At 31.7% G+C, this 5,640-nt stretch carries 6 protein-coding genes; all 6 read left to right on the forward strand.

The window, feature by feature from the left end:
- Positions 1 to 276: 276 nt before the first annotated feature.
- The 6 genes from ACSHZO_RS15460 (at position 277) to ACSHZO_RS15485 (ending at position 5,390) form a co-directional block, all read left to right on the forward strand.
- On the forward strand, positions 277 to 780 hold the full coding sequence (locus ACSHZO_RS15460; protein WP_298248369.1) for a DUF2306 domain-containing protein: 504 nt from the start codon (positions 277 to 279) through the stop codon (positions 778 to 780).
- Positions 781 to 983: 203 nt separating this feature from the next.
- The gene (locus ACSHZO_RS15465) at positions 984 to 1,463 is read left to right on the forward strand and encodes a DUF6252 family protein (protein WP_298248368.1); all 480 of its coding nucleotides are present in this window, start codon (positions 984 to 986) and stop codon (positions 1,461 to 1,463) included.
- Positions 1,464 to 1,672: 209 nt separating this feature from the next.
- Complete coding sequence (locus tag ACSHZO_RS15470; protein WP_141878152.1) at positions 1,673 to 1,924, forward strand: type II toxin-antitoxin system ParD family antitoxin; 252 nt, start codon at positions 1,673 to 1,675, stop codon at positions 1,922 to 1,924.
- Entirely contained in the window at positions 1,917 to 2,216 is a 300-nt protein-coding gene (locus tag ACSHZO_RS15475; protein ID WP_298248367.1) for a type II toxin-antitoxin system RelE/ParE family toxin, read from the forward strand. The genes ACSHZO_RS15470 and ACSHZO_RS15475 overlap by 8 nt, the downstream gene beginning before the upstream one ends.
- A 205-nt stretch (positions 2,217 to 2,421) precedes the next feature.
- Complete coding sequence (locus tag ACSHZO_RS15480) at positions 2,422 to 4,551, forward strand: hypothetical protein (protein ID WP_298248366.1); 2,130 nt, start codon at positions 2,422 to 2,424, stop codon at positions 4,549 to 4,551.
- Positions 4,552 to 4,814: 263 nt separating this feature from the next.
- Positions 4,815 to 5,390: a hypothetical protein gene (locus tag ACSHZO_RS15485; protein WP_298248365.1), complete on the forward strand. Its 576-nt coding sequence runs from the start codon at positions 4,815 to 4,817 to the stop codon at positions 5,388 to 5,390.
- The last annotated feature ends 250 nt before the right edge of the window (positions 5,391 to 5,640 follow it).

Consider the following 5,640-nt stretch of genomic DNA (forward strand, 5'->3'; position numbering starts at 1 on the left):
GGTGCCTAACTAGAGACCGTTATAGTTCTCCCCTTAGTTCTCTCTTAAAATATGAAAACAAAGTAAAGGAGACCGTTAGCCACAATTACAATATTGCGATTCGTTGATCCAAATTTTCACTTTTGAACTGTACAATGCTTGACCATAGATGCTTTAAGTATATCGTAAATTTATTCACACGCTTTTATACAATTCAGCTACTAAATTCTACAGTACAGTAGAATAAAAGTTGACCAATCTGAATTGATCTACATCTTTGATAAAAACCTATCTAAGATGCCACACGATTCAATTGGTTGGATACATACTATTTTCGCCATCATAGCATTAATATCTGGAAGTTTAATTTTGTTCAACAGAAAGGGAACTGAATTTCATGTAAGAACAGGAAGAATTTATGGTGTTTCGATGCTAATAGTTTGCGCATCAGCGTTCTCTATATATCGTATACACAATGCATTCGGAGTGCTACATTTTTTCGCAATTATTAGCACCGTTACGCTCATTCTGGGAATGATTCCATTATACTATAAGCGTTTCAAACAACCAATTATATCACACCTATCATGGATGTATTGGTCGGTTATTGGACTATATTGTGCTTTTGCAGCAGAAATATTTACACGATTGCCGCTTATTCTCAATCTCAAAAACAACTACGGTATTTTTTACCTTTTAATCGGTATATCTACTGGAATTGTCGGAATGACTGGAAGCTGGTATTTCAAAAAGAAAAAGAACACTTGGGAAATAAAGTATAGTAAACCTAGAAATAATTAGAAATGTAACTGTGGCTAACAACGAATATTCGCAATTGTGGCCATTTGAAATAAAATAGTATTTTTAGAAATCAGGAAACAATAACCTAAGCCGACAAATCCGAATACCTTCAACCACAACTGACGATTATTCGAAACCGTTGTAAATAATTTTTACGCAACCTTTTCGATTAAAACGCATCTACTTTATAAAGTAATTATATTATGAAAAGTTTTATTCAAGTTTTAGTATTGTGTGTAACAATATCATTTGTACTTAGTTCATGTCAAAAAGATGATTCCATAGAACAATCTGATTTTATATCTGCATCTGTAAACGACAAGAATTGGAACGGAACTCCCGAAATTTATATAGATAATGCGAATGATAGTTTAACTATCCTGGGATACGGTAATGAGCAGCATATTTTCATAAAAATAAAATTTAAAGGTGAAGGAACTTATAATTTAGAAAATTCCCGATCTAATTATTACACTACAATAGGAGGAGATGTAATCACTAGTTTTTACACATTTGATGCAAATTCAACCTCACAATTAAAAATTACCAATTATAATTCAGAGCTTAATATCATTGAGGGAGAATTTGAAATTTCTCTGCTTAAAGAGTGGAGTAATCCAGAAAATGATAATGACAAAACAATTTTTAAGAATGGTGAATTTAGAGGTACTATTGGTGATTGAAGAAGTAAAAACTATTTACAACAACGTATATCGCAAATGGCGGGTTTAATAGAATAGTACTAAGTTATTTTCCACATTATACAAAACAGTTAAGCCGACAAATCCGCATCCATAATTCCGCGCCACTTGTCGATATACGAGACCGTTAGGTGTAATTTTTCAACTTGTCAAAGTTACCAATTTTGGGTATATTTGAAAAAAGAGGAAAAATGAATAAAAACACATCCATATCATTAGGTGATTACTTTGATCAATTCGTGAGAGGTAGAATAAATGAAGGCAGATACAAAAATGTTAGTGAAGTAATTCGTGCTGGATTGAGATTATTAGAAGAGGAAGAAAGTAAAGTTGCTGCTTTGAAAAATGCAATTCAAGAAGGAATTGATAGTGGAATTGATTACAATTTTGATCCAAAAACACATCTTGAATCTTTAAAATCAAATAAACGTCTGAATGGCTAAGTACTATTTAACCAAAAAGGCCGTCGCTGATTTGACTAATATTTGGGAATATACACTAGAAAAATGGTCAGAACAACAAGCTGACTATTACTACAAAGATCTGATTGAAAGTTTTGAGGAAATAACTGAAAAGCCATTCCTGGGGAAAAACTATGAAGGAATTACTTCTGGATTACTCGGATTAAGAGTAAAGAAACATATTATATTTTATCGCGAAATTTCTGAAGATGAGATCGAAATCACAAGAATATTACACGGTAGTATGGATTTAAAAAGAAGGATCCGAGAATAAAAAACTACACCTAACATCGGTTGATCGCCAATAAGCGGCAGCATTATTAAGAAAATAATTAACTTGACCAACAGCAAATTAGTAAGCCGACAAAACCGCGTCCCTTACTCCGCCAACTGGCGATAACCGTAACCGTTGGCAATAATACCATATGCAAGATTCAACAAAATATTTGACATACAAATTCTTATTCTATATTTGTTAAATGATCGAATTTGGATTTATAAAAGCTCAGGGAATTAACTATGCCGGGACAATTCCTAAAATAAAGAAAAGTAAAAATAAGCTTCAACCGCTATTTGAAGCTATTACAAATTCATTAGAATCCTTGCAGCTTGTTGAAGATCAAAACTTTCAAAAAAGAATAAAAATTCAAATTCTACTCAACAAAAATCTTTTGTCTTCGGAAAAAGAAAAATTTGACTTCCAAGAATTTCTTATAGAAGATAATGGAATTGGCTTTACTGATTCAGAATTTGATAGAATTGTGAATCTAAATGATAATCGTAAAGGTTTTTTAAATAAAGGAACAGGAAGAGTTCAATTCTTGCATTTCTTCGAAAAAAGTCAATATTCAAGTCTATATAGAAAAAATGGTAGGATAAGCGATTTGTGGGAAAGAAAATTAGAACTCTCGAAAAAGAAAGCATTTCTCGACAAAAACTCTATTATAAAATATATATCCAACGAAAAAACAGATGAGCTAAATAGATCTACAGTTTTAAGACTTCAAAATACACTGAATGAAAGTGATCAGTCCTTTTACAGTGAATTAACTCCTGAAGATTTAAAAAATGCTATAATAGATCATTATTTATCATATTTCTGTGAGAATAGAAACAACTTTCCTGAATTTACAATCCAGCGTTTAATCAATGATCAGTTAAAAGATGAAACTAAAATTGAGGGTTCTGATATTCCTGAAGTTGACTATGAGACTCCGTTTCACGTTAACTACTCCGAAATAAACGGAGATGGAAAAAAGATCATCCCTACCGATGAAGTTGAAAAATTTCATCTTAAATCGTTCGTGATTGATAAAGATAAACTCGAAAAAAATAGTCTTTCTTTAGTTAGTAAAGGTCAAATAGCGAAAAAGCTTAAAATAGAAAATCTATCTTCCAGCGATCATATTTCTGGAAAGAGATATCTCTTCTTATTATCAGGAAATTATATTGATGAAAGAGATAGTGATAATCGAGGTGATTTGAAAATTCCGACTCAAGAGGAATTTAAAGATAAATCACAAGAACTTTTTTCCGATAAAGAAATTCTTATTGAAAACCTTCAATCCAATGCAAACGAAATTATTAATGATTACTATTCTGAGATAAAAAAGAAAAAGGAAGATAAACAAAAAAACCTACGAAAGTTAATGGATATGTTTTTACTGGATAGAGAAACAGTAGAAAAATTAAACATAACCATAAATGATTCCGATGCTGAAATTTTAAAAAAAGTTTATCAATCAGATGCGCAAAGCGTGGCAAAAAGAGATGCCGAGATTAAACAAAAAATTGAAAATTTAGATAAGCTGGGAACTAAATCAGAAAATTACACGGAAGAACTAGAAAAAAGTGTGAATGAGTTAGTTCGAACAATTCCGCTTCAAAATAGAACATCATTAACCCATTATGTAGCACGACGGAAACTTGTTTTGGAGCTTTTTGAGAAAATAATGGAAAAGCAATTGGAGTCTTTGAAAACTAGAGGTTATATTGACGAAGATTTACTCCACAACCTAATATTCCAACAAAGTTCAGAAAATTCACAGGATAGCGATTTGTGGATTTTTAATGAAGAATTTATTTACTTCAAAGGAGTTTCGGAAAAGAAATTATCCAAACTAGAGTTAAAAGGAAAAAAGGTTTTCAAAGAAAAATTTGAGGAAGAGGAAGAAAGATTTTTGAATTCACTCGGAGAAAAAAGATTAGATAGAAGGCCAGATATTCTTTTATTTCCGGCGGAAGGTAAATGTATAATTATTGAATTTAAATCTCCAGATGTAAATGCTTCAAAACACCTTACTCAGATTGATCAATATGCAAGTCTAATACGGAACTATACCACTGATGATTTTGAAATTCTAACATTCTACGGTTATTTAGTTGGAGAGAACATTGAACCTAGAGATGTAATTGGAGCTGTAAGTCAATATGAAGAATCCTATCATTTTGATTATTTATTTCGCCCTGGAACAAAAGTAACTGGATTCGATGGTAGAAGAAATGGCTCGATTTATTCAGAAGTAATAAAGTTTTCAACGTTGCTTAAAAGAGCAAAACTTAGAAACAAGGTTTTTATAGATAAACTTAGTGAAATTGGGCCTGAGTAATGGTACTATTGCCAACATCGGTTAATCGCAAATAACGGGTATGGCAGAAAAAGAGTATTTTTAGAAATCAGGAAAGAAAATAATTAAACCGACAACTCCGCGTCCCTACTCCCGCAACTTGCGATAACCGTAACCGTTGCAAACAAGAAAAACATGTGTGATTTTTACAAAAAAGGAAAAAATGGACGTGACAGTTTTTTATAAATGACAAAATAAAGTTGCCAAACATTCAAGGAATATAACCAAGGAATGACTTCTAAAAAATGAAAATATTTAAAAGAAAGCTGTTACTACTTACTACACTATTTGTTTCCTCAACATTTTTATCCTGCACTGATGATGAAAAACATATAGTATCACCGCTGGTTGGTGAATACGAATTGATAGAATATAAATCGCAAACCGAAATCGATTTAAATGGCGATGGGATAAAAGGTAAAGATTTACTATTGGAACTTGAAGAACTATATTTTAATGATATTTACGATAAAAATAATATTCTAGGATACGAATTGAGTATTTCAGATTATTATAATATACGTATGTACGCAATGCTCCCAGGAATGCAATCACTTGATGACGTACCATATTCAGGCACCTATGGATCCCGTTGGTTGAGATATGAGCTGAAGATAAACGACGAATTAGTTACAATATCTGACTTTGAACGAATACCAGATGAAACTATATACTATTCTTCTGAACTTGATGAATTAACTCTAATAGAGCCAAATGTTGTTCAATTAGAAGTTTCTCAATCTTTCATTGATTATTCAGACAATGAGAGTAAAAGAATAAAAACTATTGCGACATTTAAAAAGATTCAAATTGACCAGTAGATGTCTAAAAGGAACTTGTGGTAAGAATTTTAGATTTTCAAAACATAATTTAGTATGTTTTTCCAGTTAGCAACATCGGTTAATCGCAAATAACGGGTATTGTCGAAAAAGTGTAATTTTAGAAACCAGGAAAGAAAAAAGTTAATCCGACAAGTCCGCGTCCCTACTCCCGTAACTTGCGATAACCGTAACCGTTATACACAAGTGCTCCGCAACGATTTTAGCTACTAAAAACTATTAGAATCCAATC

The organism is Christiangramia sp. 3-2217-3z, assembly GCF_051195275.1.
GTDB classification, from domain to species: Bacteria; Bacteroidota; Bacteroidia; order Flavobacteriales; family Flavobacteriaceae; genus Christiangramia; species Christiangramia marina.